At 42.0% G+C, this 17,148-nt stretch carries 16 protein-coding genes; 8 read left to right on the forward strand and 8 right to left on the reverse strand.

The window, feature by feature from the left end; translation table 11 throughout:
• Positions 1 to 5: 5 nt before the first annotated feature.
• Complete coding sequence (gene mtnK, locus AN395_RS16275; protein WP_054983618.1) at positions 6 to 1,223, reverse strand: S-methyl-5-thioribose kinase; 1,218 nt, start codon at positions 1,221 to 1,223, stop codon at positions 6 to 8.
• Between the two features lie 128 nt (positions 1,224 to 1,351).
• On the opposite strand from mtnK, the gene mtnA reads away from it, so the two are divergent.
• Positions 1,352 to 2,377 (forward strand): S-methyl-5-thioribose-1-phosphate isomerase, encoded by a 1,026-nt coding sequence (gene mtnA / locus AN395_RS16280; protein ID WP_054983619.1) that lies wholly within the window; start codon positions 1,352 to 1,354, stop codon positions 2,375 to 2,377.
• 48 nt (positions 2,378 to 2,425) lie between these two features.
• Here mtnA and AN395_RS16285 read toward each other — a convergent pair whose 3' ends face one another.
• Genes AN395_RS16285 through AN395_RS16295 form a run of 3 tightly spaced genes read right to left on the reverse strand, consistent with a single transcriptional unit; the run spans position 2,426 to position 4,271 of the window.
• On the reverse strand, positions 2,426 to 2,968 hold the full coding sequence (locus AN395_RS16285) for an acireductone dioxygenase (RefSeq protein WP_029772882.1): 543 nt from the start codon (positions 2,966 to 2,968) through the stop codon (positions 2,426 to 2,428).
• Entirely contained in the window at positions 2,965 to 3,648 is a 684-nt protein-coding gene (gene mtnC, locus AN395_RS16290) for an acireductone synthase (protein WP_054983620.1), read from the reverse strand. The genes AN395_RS16285 and mtnC overlap by 4 nt, the downstream gene beginning before the upstream one ends.
• Positions 3,648 to 4,271 (reverse strand): methylthioribulose 1-phosphate dehydratase, encoded by a 624-nt coding sequence (locus tag AN395_RS16295; protein ID WP_004587487.1) that lies wholly within the window; start codon positions 4,269 to 4,271, stop codon positions 3,648 to 3,650. The genes mtnC and AN395_RS16295 overlap by 1 nt, the downstream gene beginning before the upstream one ends.
• Before the next feature lie 212 nt (positions 4,272 to 4,483).
• Between AN395_RS16295 and AN395_RS16300 the strand changes: the two genes are divergently transcribed.
• From AN395_RS16300 to AN395_RS16310, 3 genes are all read left to right on the forward strand, one after another.
• Positions 4,484 to 5,626 carry a methionine aminotransferase gene (locus AN395_RS16300; protein WP_054983621.1) on the forward strand — a complete coding sequence of 381 codons (1,143 nt, stop codon included), beginning with the start codon at positions 4,484 to 4,486 and terminating at the stop codon, positions 5,624 to 5,626.
• The gene (locus AN395_RS16305) at positions 5,614 to 6,387 is read left to right on the forward strand and encodes an amidohydrolase (RefSeq protein ID WP_054983622.1); all 774 of its coding nucleotides are present in this window, start codon (positions 5,614 to 5,616) and stop codon (positions 6,385 to 6,387) included. The genes AN395_RS16300 and AN395_RS16305 overlap by 13 nt, the downstream gene beginning before the upstream one ends.
• A 68-nt stretch (positions 6,388 to 6,455) precedes the next feature.
• Positions 6,456 to 7,874 (forward strand): mannose-1-phosphate guanylyltransferase/mannose-6-phosphate isomerase, encoded by a 1,419-nt coding sequence (locus AN395_RS16310; RefSeq protein ID WP_054983633.1) that lies wholly within the window; start codon positions 6,456 to 6,458, stop codon positions 7,872 to 7,874.
• Between the two features lie 28 nt (positions 7,875 to 7,902).
• Here the strand turns inward: AN395_RS16310 and AN395_RS16315 are convergent, their stop codons facing one another.
• The 3 genes from AN395_RS16315 to AN395_RS16325 all read right to left on the reverse strand — a co-directional run bounded on the left by AN395_RS16315 (position 7,903) and on the right by AN395_RS16325 (position 11,423).
• Positions 7,903 to 10,059 carry an ATP-binding protein gene (locus AN395_RS16315; protein WP_024033948.1) on the reverse strand — a complete coding sequence of 719 codons (2,157 nt, stop codon included), beginning with the start codon at positions 10,057 to 10,059 and terminating at the stop codon, positions 7,903 to 7,905.
• A gap of 116 nt (positions 10,060 to 10,175) precedes the next feature.
• Positions 10,176 to 10,832, reverse strand: coding sequence for a response regulator transcription factor (locus AN395_RS16320; protein ID WP_004587492.1), 657 nt, complete (start codon positions 10,830 to 10,832; stop codon positions 10,176 to 10,178).
• A 219-nt stretch (positions 10,833 to 11,051) separates the two neighbouring features.
• The gene (locus AN395_RS16325; RefSeq protein WP_004587493.1) at positions 11,052 to 11,423 is read right to left on the reverse strand and encodes a histidine triad nucleotide-binding protein; all 372 of its coding nucleotides are present in this window, start codon (positions 11,421 to 11,423) and stop codon (positions 11,052 to 11,054) included.
• An 88-nt stretch (positions 11,424 to 11,511) separates the two neighbouring features.
• On the opposite strand from AN395_RS16325, the gene AN395_RS16330 reads away from it, so the two are divergent.
• Positions 11,512 to 12,123 carry a DUF2057 domain-containing protein gene (locus tag AN395_RS16330; protein WP_054983623.1) on the forward strand — a complete coding sequence of 204 codons (612 nt, stop codon included), beginning with the start codon at positions 11,512 to 11,514 and terminating at the stop codon, positions 12,121 to 12,123.
• 168 nt (positions 12,124 to 12,291) lie between these two features.
• On the opposite strand, the gene AN395_RS16335 is transcribed toward AN395_RS16330, so the two are convergent.
• Entirely contained in the window at positions 12,292 to 14,136 is a 1,845-nt protein-coding gene (locus AN395_RS16335) for a M1 family metallopeptidase (protein ID WP_029774313.1), read from the reverse strand.
• Between the two features lie 133 nt (positions 14,137 to 14,269).
• Between AN395_RS16335 and murB the strand changes: the two genes are divergently transcribed.
• Genes murB through AN395_RS16350 form a run of 3 tightly spaced genes read left to right on the forward strand, consistent with a single transcriptional unit; the run spans position 14,270 to position 16,991 of the window.
• Positions 14,270 to 15,277, forward strand: coding sequence for a UDP-N-acetylmuramate dehydrogenase (gene murB, locus AN395_RS16340; protein ID WP_054983624.1), 1,008 nt, complete (start codon positions 14,270 to 14,272; stop codon positions 15,275 to 15,277).
• Positions 15,277 to 16,269, forward strand: coding sequence for a bifunctional biotin--[acetyl-CoA-carboxylase] ligase/biotin operon repressor BirA (gene birA, locus AN395_RS16345; protein WP_054983625.1), 993 nt, complete (start codon positions 15,277 to 15,279; stop codon positions 16,267 to 16,269). The genes murB and birA overlap by 1 nt, the downstream gene beginning before the upstream one ends.
• Positions 16,266 to 16,991: a type III pantothenate kinase gene (locus AN395_RS16350; protein ID WP_054983626.1), complete on the forward strand. Its 726-nt coding sequence runs from the start codon at positions 16,266 to 16,268 to the stop codon at positions 16,989 to 16,991. The genes birA and AN395_RS16350 overlap by 4 nt, the downstream gene beginning before the upstream one ends.
• The last annotated feature ends 157 nt before the right edge of the window (positions 16,992 to 17,148 follow it).

Genomic DNA, 17,148 nt, shown 5'->3' on the forward strand with positions numbered 1-17,148 from the left:
CTTTTTTAATTTAGCTGGCTTATTAATAAACTAAAAAAGGCATCTTTGTTGTCGCAGCTTTTGGCATTTAAAATAAGTTGCTCACCTAAGCTCAGCGTTTGTTTTTGTACTGCAAGGCGCGTATTTTCATCTTCAATGCTGTCAATATCTACCACATGCGCGAGCCCTATGGTGCGCCTAATTAGTTCTGTTCCACAATAACCTATGGCGTCTTGTAATACGGTTTTCATAAAGTACTGTGGGTAGCCGTCGGTATTAAGGGTGCGATCTGTGCTGTGGTTGGCAATTAAAGCTAACCATTGTTGCTCAAATAAATTATAGCTTTCAACAATGCAGCTAAGTAAATGCGTTTGATAGTTTCGTCGTGCTACAAACTCTTCAATATGCCCTGCTTGTGCGCAGTAATTTAATAGTAAATTGCCAATAAAAGAGCCTATATCAAAGCCAACAGGGCCAAAAAAGCCAAACTCGGGGTCAATCACTTTAGTGGTATTGGTATCTACAAAAATGCTGCCGCTGTGCATATCGCCGTGCAGCAATGTTTGCGGGTTAGATAAAAAATTAGCTTTTAATTTCGCAACTTCTAACTTAAGTGCCGTGTTATCACGCAAAGCGTGTACATGTGTAGTAAGTTGCTCGTCAAAGTGATTGCGTTCGTGATCTGTATACGGATCGCTAAAAAATAAATCTTCTGTAATTTGGCAAAGCTCAGGGTTAGTAAATTGCTGTACGAGGGCCTTTTTATGCTGGGCGGTTAGGTAAAAATCTGAATTATAAAACCCGGTATGGCTTAAATACGTAGCTACGTGCTCGGCTAACTTAGGAAATTGCTCCGCGTTATTTTGCGCCGCGCGCAATATTTTTAAGTGACCTAAATCTTCTAAAATAGTAAGTGCGTAAGCTTGGTTATAGTGCAGTACTTTAGCGGTGTTTTGTGGGCAAATAGCCCCATGGTTAAGTAACACTTGCGCCTCAATACGGGCTCTATCAAGCGTGAGCGGCCATGATTCACCTACACAACGAGCATAAGGCAGTGCTTGCTTTAAAATAATGCTGTTATGGTGCTCATCGCTAATTCTAAATACTAAATTAAGGTTACCGTCACCAAATTCGTACGCAGTTAAGTGTGCGCCAGTATTAAAAAAATCATACTGCTTAGAGTCAATTAGCGAATTTACATATTCAATTGCGCGCTGCGCATCAAACGCGACATAGTTAGCCATAGTGAGTTCTCAAATAACCTTTTTGGGCATTCTATACCTTTAAATGTTTAGATGTCTACAAGTCTAACTTGAGAGTTGTTCAAACTGATGTAAAATACCCTTACGCATTTTATTTAAGCAGCCTCACCATGCAAAACCTAATCGCAAGCAGTTTAAAATATGAAAACGGCACATTAAGTGTGCTTGACCAGTATTTACTTCCTCATCAGCAGGTATGGCACGAATGCCATAGTGTTGAGACGATGAAGGAGCTGATCATCAGTTTAAAAATTCGTGGCGCACCATTAATAGGCTTAGGTGCGAGTTTGCTGGTTGCTCATTTAGCGCAGCAGGGGGGAACTCAAGCGGCGCTTGCAAAAGCAATTGATGAGCTTGAAGCCACAAGGCCAACCGCTGTTAATTTAATGCATTGTATGGCTACATTAAGAGAGGCCCTTAAAAGCGATGACTTTGTAGCAGCAGTGGTGTGCAGCGCAGAGCGCCTTTTTATTGAAGACATTGCCCTATGTGAGCGCATGGCAACGCGCGGAGCTGAGCTTATAAACAGCGGCGACAATATTTTAACCCATTGTAATACCGGCGCATTAGCGACTGCTGGTATTGGTACAGCATTAGGCGTTATTTACAAAGCGCAGCAACAACACGGCAATATACATGTGTGGGTTGATGAAACGCGGCCCTTGTTGCAAGGCGGGCGTTTAACCGCGTTCGAACTTGAGCGCTGGCAAGTACCGTATACGCTTATTTGCGATAATATGGCAGCAAGTTTAATGGCCGCAGGCAAGGTAGATAAAATAGTGGTAGGCGCCGATCGTATTGCTGCTAATGGCGACTTTGCTAATAAAGTGGGAACTTATAATTTAGCTGTATTGGCCCATTTTCATGATATTCCCTTTTATGTTGTCGCGCCTTTAACTACGCTTGATACACAAACAGCTTGCGGTAGCGATATAGCAATAGAGCAGCGAAATAGCGCAGAGGTACGCGGCGTAAGTGGCAGTTTTGGTGAGGCGCTGTGGGCACCCACTAATGCCAATGTGTATAATCCCGCATTTGATGTAACACCTGCAAAACTAATAACAGCTTGGGTGTTAGATACCGGTGTTTACAATAAAAGTGATGTAGAGAGTGGCGCGTTAACAGCGCTTAAGTAGTTTTAAAACAGCGCTCCACTTATCCCTTTGTGGAGCGTATTACTTTTGCTATGCGAGCAACGGAAACTGCTTCGCTATTTCAGACTCGGTGCTTTTTGCAACCCAGCCCTCGGTATTATTAAATAATCGAATGGCGGTAAATTCTGGGTCGCTCCCCATATCAAACCAATGTGGTGTAAGAGTTGGGACCGAAATTAAGTCACCTTGCTGGCATAATACTTGGTAAATTTTGGCATCAATATGTAGGCAAAATAACCCTTGGCCTTTTACAAAAAAGCGAACTTCGTCTTCACTATGAGTGTGCTCAAATAAAAATTTTTCTCGCATTTGTGCCGCTGCAGGATTACCTTTTGCAAGCGAAATAACATCCACCGTTTGGTAGCCATTTTGCGCTTTTAAGCGCGCTATATCATTTTTATACGCTGCAATAATTTGCTCATTTGTGGTGTGCTCATTAATGGGGGCAGTTGCTTGCCATTGTTCAAAACGTACATTTACCTTTGCTAATTGCTGAGTAATTTCGCTTAAATCGCAGGTGTTTACCAGCGCATTACTTGGATTGTTGTTAGCATAAATTGTTAATTGGCTCATGTAAATTGCTCCAATTTAACTGTGCTAAAGTCATGTACGTATGGGTGCGCGCTATGTGCTTGGCCATCACGTATTAAGTGCAAGGTTTTAAGCCCTGCGGCTTTGGCTGCATCAAGCTCACCTGCCACATCACTTAAAAACAAGATTTCGTTAGCACTAAAAGGGAGCTGGTTAACTATAGTGTTATAGGCTGCTTGCTCTTGCTTTGCGCCGACTTTGGTATCAAAAAAATCGTTAAACAGGGGGCGAATATCGCCATAGTCGCTGTATTTAAAGAGTAACTGCTGCGCCCTTACCGAGCCTGATGAATAGACATAGAGTGCGGTACCTTGAGCGTGCTGAGCTTGTAAAAACTCAAACGCATCTGCGTATAGGTGGCCTTTAAAATCACCGTGCTCGTAGCCCGTTTGCCAAATTAACCCTTGTATTTGCTTTAAAGGGGTAATTTTTTTATCTTCTTCAATCCATTTTAGTAACACGCTAATGACATTTTCTATATCGGCATCTGGCTCATTAATAATGGCTTTAACAGCCGCTATTTGCTCAGCGACATGGGGTTTATTTTCGTTTAAGCGCATAAACGTTGCTATTTGTTTAGCTGCATACGGAAACAACACCTCTTTTACAAATGAGATACGTGTTATGGTGCCTTCAATATCAGTTAAAATTGCTTTTATCATTATAGCTGTGCCCCAATACCTTCTATTTTTAACCGTTCCAGCTCGCAACTAAATAAAAACTCTAACCCTTCTAAATGGCGAAGTGCTTGCTTGTAATTACGCCCTACTACATAAACGCCATGCCCACGAATTAACACTGCATGTTCAATGGGTGTATGTAAGTGGTGATCGCTAAGCAGCAAACTTAAGCGGTCTATGTCTTGGTCGTTTTCAAAAATAGGAATGCTGAGCGTATCTAAATGCGAGGTTACCCCACTGAGTGACTTTTGCATTTCGTAACCGCTTAAATTTAATGCATGGCTTTTAATTACACGCGATAGCACGGTGGCTGCTACTGAGTGAGTATGCAGCACCACGTTTGCGTGCGGAATAAGCTTATACATGCCTAGGTGCAGTTGCGTTTCGGCCGATGGGTTGCCAGCACCTTTAGTGCGATTACCTTGATGATCAAGCTCAATGAATGTGTGTGTACCGAGCTGACCTTTATCAAAGCCGCTAGCGGTAACCACATACCCTGTTGCGGTGCGCGCCGAAAAATTTCCGCCGGTGGCGGGAACCCAGCCTTTTTGACTGATCCATTTTCCGGCTTCAATAAGTTGCGAAATAGCGGTATTGTTGTGCATACATTCCTCACCAATGAGTGTAATACCAATGCGTAATAATACTTAATGCGTTTGAGGCGCTAAACCAAACGCGAGCTGCGTTTTTGCTACCTCAAAATAGCTAAGTTAATTAAGAAAATTGATATAAAGCTATTTAATTTTAGACGGCTATACTTCTGTTTTAAGCAATGATAGCATCGCTTTAAGCGCAAAACCATCATTAAGGGCCTGTCGTGTTTGAAAGTAAATTACCAAATTTAAGTGTTAGTATATTTAGCCAAATGAGTGGCTTGGCAAGTCAGCATTCGGCAATAAATTTATCGCAGGGTTTTCCTGAGTTTGATGCGCCAGAACTACTGAAAAACCAGCTAAATTTTTATGTTCAGCAAGGGGTTAATCAATACTCGCCATCCAGTGGTGTGCCCCGTTTACAGCAACAAATAGCAAATTTAGTTTCGCGTAAATACGCGGCTAACATTGATGCAGCTGAGCAAGTTACGGTAACGTCGGGCGCCACCGAAGCATTATTTGTGGCTATTCAAACTATAGTACGCCCCGATGATGAAGTCATTGTGTTTGACCCCGCTTATGACTCTTACCAGCCCGCCATTGAGCTTGCTGGCGGTAAAACAGTTCATATTGCATTGCATGCCCCCGATTATGCTATTGATTGGCAAACGGTTCGCAGTGCAGTGAGCAAAAACACGCGCGCTATAATTATTAATACGCCACACAACCCAAGCGGAAAAATACTTAAAAGCCATGATATAAACGCGCTTAAATCGTTAGTAAGCGACCACGATTTATATGTAATAAGTGATGAAGTTTACGAACATATTACCTTTGATGGCGATAAGCACTTAAGCATGCTTTGTGATGAGCAGCTACGTGAAAAAAGCTTTGTTATATCAAGCTTTGGCAAAACGTTTCACAGTACCGGCTGGAAAATGGGGTACTGTATTGCGCCTGCACCGCTCGCTACTGAATTTAGAAAAATACACCAGTATGTTACTTTTTCAAGTTTTACACCTGCACAACACGCATTGGCCGACATGCTTGAACAACAAGGCGAGCATGTCGATGAGCTGAGTAATTTTTATCAGCAAAAGCGCGACTTACTGGCACAGCACTTAAGTGACAGCCGTTTTAATATTTTACCAAGCCAAGGTACGTACTTTTTATTGCTCGATTACAGTGAGGTGTCTGATCTTAATGATGTGGATTTTTGCCACTGGTTAGTAGAGCAAGCTGGGGTTGCTGCTATTCCTTTAAGTGTGTTTTATAAGCAACCTTCAAATGATAAAGTGATTCGACTGTGTTTTGCTAAAAACGATGAAACCTTAATAGAGGCCGCGCAAATATTATGTCAACTTTAACGCTTACACTCGTTCAAAGTGCGCTGCATTGGCTTGATAAAGACGCCAATTTAGCCATGTTTGATAAAAAATTAGCAGCGATGAGCGCTCAACCTGATTTAATTTTACTACCCGAAACCTTCGCCACAGGCTTTGCTATTAACCTTGATTGCGCAGAGCCCGAAAATGGCAAAGTGCTGAGCTGGCTAAAAACCCAAGCACATAAACATAAAGCCGTTATTGCAGGTTCGGTTTTGGTTGCTCAAGGCGATAAAAAAGCGAATCGCTTTTATTGGGTGACCCCAAGTGGCGAGGTAAATTATTACGATAAACGTCATTTATTTCGCTTAGGCAGTGAGGGCGATTACGTTGTCGCAGGGCAAGCGCGTAAAACGTTTGAAATTAACGGTTTTAAGTTACTGCCGCAAGTATGTTACGACTTGCGCTTTCCGGTTTTTCAGCGCAACAATAATGATTACGATGTAATGATAAACGTTGCAAACTGGCCTGCGGTTCGTCGCCATATTTGGGATACGCTATTAATGGCGCGCGCTATGGAAAACCTATGTTATGTAGTAGCCGTTAACCGTGTTGGCGACGATGGCAATGGTGTTGCGCACAATGGCGGCACGGCCGTGTACGACTTTAAAGGCGATACAATCGCCAAAGCAAAAGACAATATACAAGAGTTACTTACCGTAACACTTGAAAAAGCACCGCTCGATGATTTTAAAGCCTCGTTTCCTGCTTATTTAGATGCCGACGCGTTTACTTTGGTATAAATCGCTAAGCATTAGCGCCTAGCCAATAAAGTGCTAAAATAGCCGCTGATATGTTTATTGGCGGCTTTATGAATACAACCCTTATAACACCGGTAATTTTAGCGGGCGGCATTGGCACACGGTTATGGCCGCTTTCTCGCCAAGCTATGCCTAAGCAATTTTTACCTCTGCTTGATAGCAAACACTCACTATTACAAAGTACGTTAGCGCGTGTATCGGGCAAGGGGTTTGCAAAGCCAATACTTGTTTGTAACGAACAGCACCGTTTTATTGCTGCTGAGCAAAGTGCACAGGCCGCTCCTCATGCACTTTTGTTAGAGCCTCAGGGTAAAAATACCGCGCCGGCTATTGCGCTGGCAGCACACTACGCTTTACAGCAAGGCATAACCGGGCCAATACTGGTGATGCCTGCCGATCATCATATATCCAACTTTACTGAGCTCACACTTAAATTAAACGATGCAATTGAATTAGCCCAGCAAGGTATGTTGGTCACGTTTTCAATTACACCAACACAGCCCCACACTGGGTTTGGCTACATTAAGCAAGGTAGTAAAATAGCAGGCTCAAATTGCTATAAAGTGGCTGCATTTAAAGAGAAGCCAAGCTTGGCTACCGCTGAGCATTATTTAACTCAAGGCGGTTATAGCTGGAATAGCGGGATGTTTTTATTTACACCACAAGCCTATTTAAATGAGCTAGAACGCTTTGCACCAAAAATTGCACTCAGTGTAAGCGCGGCGGCTACTTTCTCTGACGATTTAGGGTTTACAAGGCCGGTAAGTGAGCCACTTAAAACCTGCCCAAGTGACTCTATCGATTACGCCATTTTAGAGCGCAGTAATAATGTAGCAGTATTGCCTGTTGCTCTTAATTGGAGTGATGTAGGCAGCTTTAGTGCTTTGGCTAGCCTTATAAAAAAAGATGCACATGGCAATAATGAAAACGACAGCCATAGCGCGCAAAATAGTACTAATAATTTTGTTATAAGCGAAAACGATCACAGCGTTGCTACCCTTGGAGTTAGCGACTTAGCTATTATTCATACCCACGATGCCACCCTCGTTGCCAATAAAAACAAGCTCGATGGTCTGCCTTTATTGCTCAAGCAATTAGCGGTTAGCCAAAGTGATAAACTCAATCACCATCAGGTTGTGTATCGCCCATGGGGCAATTACCGCACTTTGGTAACAGGGGCAGGTTTTAAAGTTAAAAAAATAACCGTTAATAGCGGTGCTAAACTTTCAACGCAGCGCCATCAGTATCGTGCAGAGCATTGGGTGGTGGTATCGGGGATTGCCGATGTACGTATTGATAAGCAAACATTAACACTTAGCCACGACCAATCTTGCTACATTGCAGCAAAACAAATACACAGCTTAGCGAACAATCAAAAAGAGCCGCTAATTGTCATTGAAGTACAAACTGGCGCCGTACTAGATGAAAGTGACATAGAGCGTTTTGATGATAAGTATGGAAGAGAGTAAACAGCTTAATCTGCAATTGAAAAGCCCATTAACTCAACTGCCCGCGCACGTACTTTAAGTATTGTTCTAGGCTGCGCTGCCATAGCTCTAACGCCTCATCTAGCAGGTTATTATGGGGTTTGTTATCAAGCAGGCGGCGCTCTATTTTTTTAAGCTCAATACCATAACGGTTAAAGCCTAATTGCAACGCGGTGCTTGCTTGGCGGTGCAATAATTTAATGCACTGCTCTGGTTGCTGGTCAATAAGTTCTTGGCATCGGGTTAGTTTAGTCCGTGCTGAGAGTACAAATTCATTGTAAATCGACGACACTTCATCCTCACTAAATGAGCTGGTTAGCGTTTCTGCTGCGGTTTCGTCGTATAAGGTGTCTACTAGCTCTACAGCTATATTTGCAGTTTGATTGGATTGTGAATCACTCAGTGCTTGGCGAAGCTTTTGCTGCTTAATTGGTTTGCCTACTATGTCTTTTATTCCCAGAGCTAAGTATTCTTTTACCTCATCAGGGCTTAAGCTTGCTGTAAAAGCCAGTACGGGCGTGCGCTGGTTTTTATGCTCCAAACGCTGCAGTCGTTTTAATACTTCTTGGCCGGTAAAGTCTGGCAGGTTCATATCCAGTAAAATAACGTCAAAGTGATGCGTTTGCAGCAGTTCAATAGCACTTTTGCCATCTTTGGCGAGCTTTATTTTATGCTCATCTTCGGCCATAAATTCAATGGCAATTTTTTGATTTAAATCTAAATCCTCGACTAGCAGTACTTCAAGGCCGGTTAAGTAGTCTTTGTTTTGATGTCGCTGCTCTACCAAACTAAGCTCCCCTAGCGTAAAGGTGGTGGTAAAGCTAAATACGCTACCTGTGCCTAATTGACTGGTTATTTCTAAGCGGCTGCCTAGCTTTTCTAGTAAGCGGCTGGTGATGGCAAGCCCAAGGCCGGTGCCGCCTTTTTCTTTGCCGGCGCTACTTTGTACGTAGGGTTCGGTTAAGTAGGCTATTTCGTCTTTTTCGATACCAGGGCCTGAGTCTTTAACGCTAATTTTAATGGTGTGTTCAAGTTGCCTGTCACTTATTAAATCAACCTGAATTTTTACTATACCGTGGTCGGTAAACTTAATGGCGTTACCAACAAGGTTAATAATAATTTGCCTTAATTTTTGCTGATCGCAGTAGTAACAGGCTTGTTCAGGGATATTACATACCAGTTCAAACTTAAGTTGTTTTTGCTCCGCTAATGGGCTGAGCAATAAACATAAATTGTTTAACCAGGTTTTAAATTCAATGTCTTCTTCGTAAAGTGCTTCATCACTTTGATCTAGGCTTGCGTAGTCGAGCACTTTATCAACCAGTAAATTTAACGACTCGGCTGAATTAATGATGGCCTCACAATAGGCTTTATTGCGGGTGTCGGTGCTTTGGTTCATAACCAATTGGGCGCTGCCTAATATGCCATTAAGGGGAGTGCGAATTTCATGGCTAATTGTTGATAAAAACAGGCCTCTAATTTCTAAATCTTTTTGGGCTTTGTCGGCCAGCTTGTTAAGGTTTTTTTCTCTGCGTTCATTACACAAAAGCGCCATACCGGCGGCATAAAACATAGGTGCAATAACGCCATTTAAAAACAGTAAGCTGCTAAACCATGGGCTTTGCAATAGCAGGGGTTGTTCAATATTAACCATAAATAGTGAGCGGCTAATAAAGCTCAGGCCAACTAAAGTTAATATTAAAATGTAAACAATGGTGCCATTTGGGTAGGGCTTTCGGGCATATTTAATAAATAAAAACAGCAAAAAAGCGGCTTCTGCAATGTGCTGTACATCCGAGACGTAAATTCGCTCGCGTAAAGAAGGGTCAATAAAAGAATAATACCCCAACATTACGGCGCTAAACGCGGTAAAGGAGCACAATAGCTTAAATCCAATACCCCGATAATCTAAAAATTGGCATATGGCCAAGCTGTGCACAATTGATGCGCCAAACATCATACTGCTGGCAATACTAATCACAATAAGGTTGTGCGTTTTGCCAATAAGCGTAAAGCCAATTACTGCGCCTAGTAATAAAACCGGGTAAAAAATATAAAGCAGAGTACCTGGGGTACTTTTGTTGGTACGCCATGTTAAAAAGTTAAGAAGGGTCATTACAATAATAACGGCAATGCTGGCAAAAAAGAGGGTAAATGAGTCGAGCATAGAGGTTCCAGCAATGGGTACTTTAAATAGAGTAATAAAAAGCGATTAATTTAACAAGCATGCAGCATAAACAAAAACAGGCACCATAAGTGCCTGTTTTTAAATTACGAAATTGATTAACGAATTTCGTCTGGAATGTTTTGTTGAGCCCAAGATAGTAGCTCAATACGGTTACGACATTTAGTTTTTCTAAATGCGCTGTATAAATGTGTTTTAACTGTGTGCGGGCTGATGCTTAAATCTTCAGCAATTTCTTTGTTTTTAGAACCCTTACTCATTAACGAGATTATTGCTTTTTCTCGTTTAGTGAGTTTAATTGGCTCTATATCGCCTTCGGTCAGCTTGTGTAGTGCGTCTTTATTAAACTGCAGCATGCGGTTTAATGCATTACACATAATGTCACGTCTGTACCAAAGCTGATCTTCTAAAAGTAAGCGAATACCTTTCATTAATACATCAGCGTTATCTGTCGTATAAAACACGCCACGAATACCGCTCAACAGCGCGCGGTTAGCGAGCTCTGGGTTTTCGTCTAGGTTAAATAATACGATATCGCACTTGGTGCGCAGGTTAACTAGCTGTTCTTTTAGTTTACCCCATGCATCGTTACTTGATGTTTCAATGAACAGTAATCGAGTCCCTTCTGGTACATCTAAAATATTTGTACCCGTGGTTACGTCAAGGCCTTGCGTTTTTAACAAAGGTTCTAAAACGTTAATGCCAATGGTGTTAATTGGCTCTTGATCTAATAACAAAAAGGCTGAACTGCTCATGTTTTTATACTCTTTTTATAAAGCTGACTAGTTAAGTTTATCACGACTTCCACACCTTTTGTATTAGAAAGTCGGGTTTCGCCTTGTGAACAAGTACGATTTTACGATTATTTAAACATAAAATGTTGCAAATAAGTAATTATTTTTCACTTTATATACATGATAAACCATAACATTTGTAACTAGCTAAATACTAATAATTCCAGTGAATTTTTATTATTAAATTTTTAATTTTTTAGCTTCTTGATACGGAGGCCAGCCCATTTCTTTGCCTGCAAGCATATGTAAATGTATGTGATACACGGTTTGCCCGCCGTGTTTATTGCAGTTCATTACTACTCTGTAGCCATCGTCACTAAAGTTAAATTGCTTGGCTAATTTAGCAGCAACCTCGTATAAATTTCCAACTAAATGTGAGTTTTCGCTATTAATATCATTGATAGTGGCAATTGCTTTTTTTGGAATAATTAACACATGAAAAGGAGCTTGCGGGTTTATATCTTTAAATGCAAGGGTGGTGTCGTCTTCGTAAATAATGTCGGCAGGAATTTCGCGGTTAATAATTTTTGTAAATATTGTTTCTGTGCTCATAATCGTTTCAGTGTAAGGGTTGAATTTAAAGTCACTAATGACAAATTTTGTTTGCAGTGTCAAACTCAAAACAAATAAAGGAGTTTTTATGCGTAAACCAATGTTAATAACTGCAGCTGCGGCACTATTGATGAGTATGTCAGTAAGTGCCGGAAATATTCACTTTCCTGAAGAGTTAGTGCCTTTACAAGTCGGCGAAAGAGTGATTGAAAGCTCTTTATTTAGCCGCGTTGACGACATTGAACTTGCCCCTGGGTCTTATCGATTAAAATTAAAATACACCGATTTATACGAGCTAGGCTTTGACGACCATGAGGTAATAGAGTCTGAACCGTTTTGGGTAGATATTACTATTGAAGATAACAAAGACTACGACATGGTGTTTAATCGTGCCGATAACGCGGTATCAGCGAAAATATTTGCTGAGGCACCACAGGTAAGTTTAAAAGCAAAGGGCGCGTCTGTGGCACAGCCGCTTAGTGTTATTTCAAATACACAGCTTGCAAGTCAAAAGCCTGCTTTACAAAATACGGTGCCAGCGGGTCCAACGCGTCCAAGCCAACCTATAAAGCCTATTGCGCCTATTAATGGCAAAGGCATGCCAAGTGCACCGCAAATGCTAGAATTTTGGTGGCAGCAAGCCACGCTTGCTGAGCGAAAGGCCTTTTTAGAAAAGGTGACGAACCAAGGCGCTGAATAATAAACTTATCTCAAGCTACTAATGTTAAGCGCTAACTGCGCTGAACTTAGTTACAGTTTTAGTTTGAGAAAATTACAGTATTAAAAAAGGCCGATAAATCGGCCTTTTTTAATGGTTTTGCTGTTTTACCCTAAAGGTGTGAATACCTTTTGGGGTGGCACAGGTTGCTTATTTATCAAATAAAGCGTCAATGGTGCCTTGTGCTAGCGGGTGGTAGCCTGGGCGTGCTTTGATGTATACATCGTGTGCCCACTCACGCTTACCATTTTTAATAAGTGCTTTGTATAACGGCACAATTAATTTACGGCGGCCAATACCTGATAAGTGCTTATCAAGCGCTGGGTAAATAGGTTGGTAACCATTACCTACCGCTAACATAAACCATGCAAACGCGCGCTCTGCATTGGTTGATTGCGTTAAGTTAAATTGCTTATCAAGCTCGCTCATCTTATCTAAGCTTAAATCACGTGGTAGGTTATTTAAAAAGTGTAACCACTCGTGCACTGTCCATTGAGCCGTAGGTAATTGTGCTGCGCTTGTTTCACCTTTTAACCATGCTGCGCTTGCTGTATCTACTTTATCAAACGCATCCGATGTGGGGTTAGGTGCATCGCTTGGTAAACCTGGCTCAAAAATCCACTCATTCACTTTATCCATGCTTACAACGCCTGGATATTTTTCAATTAAGTTAGCTTTTAAATAAGTAACAAATTGCGCAGTAGTCAGCGATTTAAATGCAAACTCATTAAAGTAGGTCTTAACAAAGTCATCAAACTTATCACGGCCGTATTTTTCTTCTAGGTAGATTAAAAATAGCTGCCCTTTAGTGTATGGCACTGAGCTAAATGCATCATCTGGATCGCGGCCATTAAGTTTTAAATTAAGGCGAGTATCGGGCGCATCAATGGTTTTAAGCTGAGCGCGTAAGCCTGCTGCATCTAAAGCTTGCTCCATTACGGCGCGGTCGCGGCCAAACACTTCTTCCATGATGCGGTTTTCAACGTACGAGGTAAAACCTTCGTTTAACCATAAATCTTCCCACGTCGCGTTGGTAACTAAGTTACCAGACCAAGAGTGTGCAAGCTCATGGGCAATAAGGTTTACTAAGCTTTTATCGCCAGCAACTACGGTAGGGGTAATAAATGAAAGGCGCGGGTTTTCCATACCACCAAACGGAAAGCTAGGCGGTAACATTAATAAATCGTAACGGCCCCATGCATACTCACCATACATTTCGTTGGTTTTGTCGATCATGGCTTGGGTGTCGTTAAACTCGGCAACCGAAGCGTCTAAAATTTCAGGCTCGGCAAATATACCTGTTTGTTTTGACATGGCTTTGAATTCTAAATTACCTGCACCAATCGCAATTAAGTACGGCGAAATAGCTTGAGGCATCTCAAAGTGGTAGTCGCCATCTTTGTATAGTGCGTCTTTGTTATCGGCGCTCATTACGGCACGTATATCTTTTGGTGTATGAATACGGGCAGAGTAAGTAACGCGCATGGCAGGGGTATCTTGTACTGGTAACCAGCTACGAGCGTGAATAGCCTGCGATTGGCTGTACATAAACGGGTGCGTTTTGCTGGCTGTTTGCTCTGGTGTTAACCATTGCAGGCCAGATGCTTCTGGGCGGCTGTTGTAGTAAATACGTACTTTTGGCGCTTGGCTTTTTAAAGTAATTGTTAGTTTTGAGCCTTTAACATCATCGCGATCTGCCAGTGTAAATTTAGCTTTGTGCCAATCGCCCGAGGTGTCTTGGTACATTACTTTATCAATGTCTAAGTCGCGGGTATCAAGTACCAGCTTTTTGCTCGTGTCATTGTTCCACTTTAGCGTGTGCTCAACAAAACCTTCTAATTGCTTGTCGGCAAAATCGACATCTAAATCAAGGTTTAAGTGTGTTGTTACCACATCATCTAGGTTGGCGTATGAGTTTTGATCAATCGCGTTTGCCATTGCTTGCGAGCACATACCGGCCATAGCGAGGCTTAAAAAAAGAGGTTTAATTTTCATAAAATACCCTGAACACTAATAATAAGTGCAGGTTTTATATCATGATTGATACAGCGGGTTGAGTGATTTTTACATTCTTTGCGACAATAAGGTAAACTACTGCGATTAGTTACCAGTACACTCAGAGACCTTTGTGGCGCACTCATTAAAACCTTTACATACCTTTGCACTAAACAATCAATGCCAGCATTTTGTTGAAATAACCTCGGTTGAGCAACTTAAAGCACACCGTTTTAGTGCTCCGTTTTGTTTATTAGGGGAAGGTAGCAACACAATATTTTTAGAAAACTACGCAGGCACCGTAATTAAAATGGCCACTAAGGGCATTACTATTACCGAGCGTGAAAATGACGTATTAGTGAGTGCAGCTGCGGGTGAGAATTGGCATAACCTAGTAAGCTATTTACTTGATAAAAATATTGCAGGGCTTGAAAACCTAGCGCTTATTCCGGGCACTGTTGGGGCATCGCCGGTACAAAACATTGGTGCTTATGGTGTTGAGCTCGCTCAATTTGTAGAGTCGGTTGAATACATTGATATAGCCACAAAAACCAAAGTAACTTTAACTAACGCACAGTGTGAGTTTGCTTATCGTGACTCTATTTTTAAACATGCTTTAAAAAACAAAGCGGTGATCACTCAAGTTAATTTAGCGCTCCCTAAAAAGTGGAAGCCAGTTTTAAGTTATGGTCCACTCAAAGTATTGCAAAATCCCACCCCTAAAATGGTATTTGAACAGGTTATTGAAATTCGTAACGCTAAGCTGCCAAACCCATACACTTTAGCCAATGCGGGTAGTTTTTTTAAAAATCCGATTATTAGCAATGCGCGTTTAGAAGCGCTGCTTGTGCGGTTTAATGATTTACCTCATTACCCCTATGGGGAAAGCCATCACAAAGTGGCGGCAGGTTGGCTAATTGACCAAGCGGGCTTGAAGGGCTTTACAGTAGCAGGGATTGAGGTGCATCAGCAGCAGGCGCTGGTATTAGTTAATCATGGTGATAGTAAAGGAAGCGATTTAATCACTATGATCACGCATATACAAAATACGGTGTTTACACGTTACGGCATAATGCTAGAGCACGAAGTAAGGCTTATAAACACAAATAGTGAGTGCCATATTACTACGGAGCACGCGTAATGAAAGCACCAGATGGAAATAAACTAGCTATATTAAATGCACTTAACCAAGGTGGCTTTGTATCGGGCCAAGCCCTTGGCGAGCAACTAGGTATAAGCCGTGCTGCAGTGAGTAAGCATATTCAAACACTGCAAGACATGGGGCTCGATATATTTAAAGTGACGGGTAAAGGTTACAGTTTAAACAATGCGGTGGGTTTGCTAAACCAAGCCGATATAACCAAGCATTACCATGCATTAGGTGCCAATACAGCCCAAGTAGAAGTACACCCTATTATAGATTCAACCAACAGCGAGCTAATGCGCCGTACTCAAAATAAAGTCGCGCTTGAGTCTGGCACTGTTGTGGTTGCCGAAATGCAGCAAGCCGGGCGCGGAAGGCGAGGGCGGGTATGGCAATCTCCATTTGGGGCTAATTTATATTACAGTTATTTTTGGCGTTTAGATGATGGCCTGCAAGCTGCTATGGGTGTATCAATTGCAGTAGGGCTTGCGGTATACGATGCTATAAAAGCACTTTACGATATAGACATTGAACTTAAATGGCCAAACGACATATACATAAATAAGCAAAAACTAGCCGGAGTATTAGTTGAGCTAGATGGGCAACCGCAAGGCCCTTGTCAGCTAGTCATTGGTATTGGCATTAATCTACAAATGCCGCAAAACACCAGCGAACAGATTGACCAAGCATGGACCGATTTAAGCCAACACACCACCGCGCTTGATAAAAACCAGTTAGTTGCTTCGCTTACCTTTTATTTAGAGCAGCGTTTGGCAGATTACCAGCAAGACGGGCTCAACAGTATGTACGCACAGTGGAACGCCCTAAACGCCTTTGCAGGCGAATGCGTAGAGCTAAATACGGGGCACAGAAGCTGGCGGGGTATTTGTGAGGGGATTGATCAGCACGGCGGAATACGTATTCGCCAAGACGGCGAAGTTAAAAGTTACTATGGCGGCGAAATCTCGTTAAGAAAGGCCGAATTATGAAACTGCTAATAGATGTAGGTAATACGTCATTAAAAGCGGCCTTATGGCGCGAGCAACAAGCAACGCCCGTTTCTATGAGCGACGTGCCGTGGCAAGCAATAACTGAGGTTGTGTATGCTTGTGTAGGTAACAGTGAATTATTAAATGACGCGCTCACATTAGCCACCCAAAAAAAAATCCCGTGTTTTGAGGCGCATGTTAGTAAAAATCTCAGTGGCTTAAGCTGCGCATATGAACAGGTTAGCAATTTAGGTATTGATCGCTGGCTTGCGCTGGTGGCAGGTTTTACCCTTTACCCAAACAGAGCGTGTATTATTGTGGATGCTGGCACTGCAACCACTATTGATGTATTGAGCGGCGAAGGCGAGCACTTAGGGGGCTGGATATTACCCGGCCTTGACTTAATGACTCGCTCATTAACACAAAATACTCAGCGCGTGTTTGATGATGCCAATACCCCCTTTTTAAACGAGCTAGGTAAAAACACACCCAACGGATTAAAAAATGGCGCACTGGTGGCAACATTAGGCGCTATTGAACAGGCCAAATATCAACTTAAACACGTAACAGGCGAACAAAAACCACAAATTTTGTGCGCCGGTGGTTACGGTTTGCTGTTACAGCAACAAATAAGTGGCAGTATTTTTGATTCTTTATTGGTTATGAAAGGATTGAATTATTGGCATGAGCTAAGTAAAAACGACGAAAAACAGCAAAATTAAGCACTTTTGCATGAATTGTGAGCATTTAAGCTAAAAAATTACATTTTTTTTAATTTTATAGTTGCATCATAATAAACCTTACTCTAATATCTCGCCCCGTACTAAAGCAGTGCCGACTTAGCTCAGCTGGTAGAGCAACTGACTTGTAATCAGTAGG

The sequence above is a fragment of the Pseudoalteromonas sp. P1-30 genome, from assembly GCF_001400005.1.
In the GTDB taxonomy this organism is placed as follows: domain Bacteria; phylum Pseudomonadota; class Gammaproteobacteria; order Enterobacterales; family Alteromonadaceae; genus Pseudoalteromonas; species Pseudoalteromonas atlantica.